The organism is Rhizobacter sp. P3_B12, from assembly GCF_056402895.1.
This window is the reverse complement of the sequence record NZ_JBFUGN010001224.1, coordinates 1-1,597: the sequence shown is the minus strand read 5'-3', so window position 1 is coordinate 1,597 and position 1,597 is coordinate 1. Positions and strand designations below refer to the sequence as shown.

Here is a 1,597-nt window from a genome sequence, read left to right as displayed (position 1 = left end):
GTGCCGTGCTGCCGATCGCTTCGCTGACCAAGCTGATGACGGCCGTCGTCGTCACCGATGCCCAGTTGCCGCTGGATGAAACCCTCACGATCACGCAAGACGATGTCGACACCGAGAAGGGCAGCCGCTCGCGCCTGACGGTCGGCACCCAGCTGACGCGCGAAGAGATGCTGCACCTCGCGCTGATGTCGTCCGAGAACCGCGCCGCGCATGCGCTGGGCCGCCACTATCCCGGCGGCCTCGATGCCTTCGTTGCGGCGATGAACCGCAAGGCGCTCGAGCTCGGCATGAACGACACCCACTATGTCGAGCCGACGGGGCTGTCCAGCCGCAACCAGTCGAGCGCGCATGACCTGGCCTCGCTGGTGAAAGAGGCGAGCACCCGTCCCCTGATCAGCGAGCTGTCGACCTCGCCGGAATACCAGGTGATGGTCGGTCGCCGCATGCAGGCCTTCCACACCACCAACGGCCTGGTGCGCAGCCCCGAGTGGGACATCGGCGTGCAGAAGACCGGCTACATCTCCGAAGCCGGCCGCTGCCTGGTGATGCAGGCCAAGCTGGCCGGTCGCAAGCTGATCATGGTGTTCCTCGATTCGGCCGGCAAGTACTCGCGGATCGGCGATGCGGAGCGCGTGCGCCGCTGGGTGAACCAGCTGGCACCGGTGGTGCCGGCGGTGGCAGAGCCTGCTACCACGGTCGTCCACGAGGTGCCGAAGCTCACGTCCTGAGCACTGACGTTTCCGTCGATATGCAAGAAGCCCGGTGATCCCGGGCTTTTTGCATTTCARCCGCGGTGCCCGAGCGCCGCCGAGATCTGCGAGGCGGTCGCCTTCAGCCGCTCCAGCCACGCTTCCTCGAGCCGGTCGGCCGGCGCCGAGATCGACAGCCCGGCCACCAGCTTGCCCTGGTCGTCGAGGATGCCGGCGGCCATGCAGCGCACGCCCAGCTCCAGCTCTTCGTCGTCGCGCGCGGTGCCGTACTGCATCACCTTCGACAGCTCGCGCTCCAGCGTGGCCACTTCGGTGATGCTGTTGCGCGTGTGGCCGGCCAGGCCGGTGCGGTTGGCATAGGCCCGCACGCGCTGGGGGTCGTCATGTGCGAGGAACAGCTTGCCGACCGACGTGAGGTGCAGCGGCGCCCGTCCGCCGACGGCACGAACCACCTGCATGCCCGAGCGTTCGCTGTAGGTGCGTTCGATGTAGACGATCTCGTCGCCCTGGCGCATCGACAGGTTCACCGGCTGGTGCGTCAGCTTGTGCAGTTCGCGCATCGGGCCGAGCGCGGCGTCGCGCACGTCGAGGCGTGCCTTCACCAGGTTGCCCAGTTCCAGCAGGCGCATGCCCAGCCGGTAGCTGCCGGCCTCGGGCCGGTCGACGTAGCGGCCGACCGTCAGGTCGTTGAGGATGCGGTGGGCGGTCGACGGGTGCAGGCCGGTCTGCTCGCTGATCAGCTTCAGCGAGATCGGATCCTGGTGGGACGCCAGCAGATCCAGCAGCGAAAACATGCGYTCCAGCACCTGGATCGCCGGGGTCTGGCCCTCTTTGCTTTTCATCGCGGCACTCTCATTCAGTTGTCCGCCATTTTGCATGGCGAAAAC

Annotated in this window: 2 protein-coding genes; one reads left to right on the top strand and one right to left on the bottom strand. The window is 67.1% G+C overall.

Annotation, left to right across the window (positions count from 1 at the left end; all coding sequences use genetic code 11):
- The coding region (locus tag AC1D01_RS33990) for a serine hydrolase (protein ID WP_477873868.1) at positions 1–728 on the top strand (728 nt) is incomplete at its 5' end.
- Positions 729–784: 56 nt separating this feature from the next.
- Here the strand turns inward: AC1D01_RS33990 and AC1D01_RS33985 are convergent.
- Positions 785–1,552 carry an IclR family transcriptional regulator gene (locus tag AC1D01_RS33985; RefSeq protein ID WP_047511852.1) on the bottom strand — a complete coding sequence of 256 codons (768 nt, stop codon included), beginning with the start codon at positions 1,550–1,552 and terminating at the stop codon, positions 785–787.
- Positions 1,553–1,597: the final 45 nt, after the last annotated feature.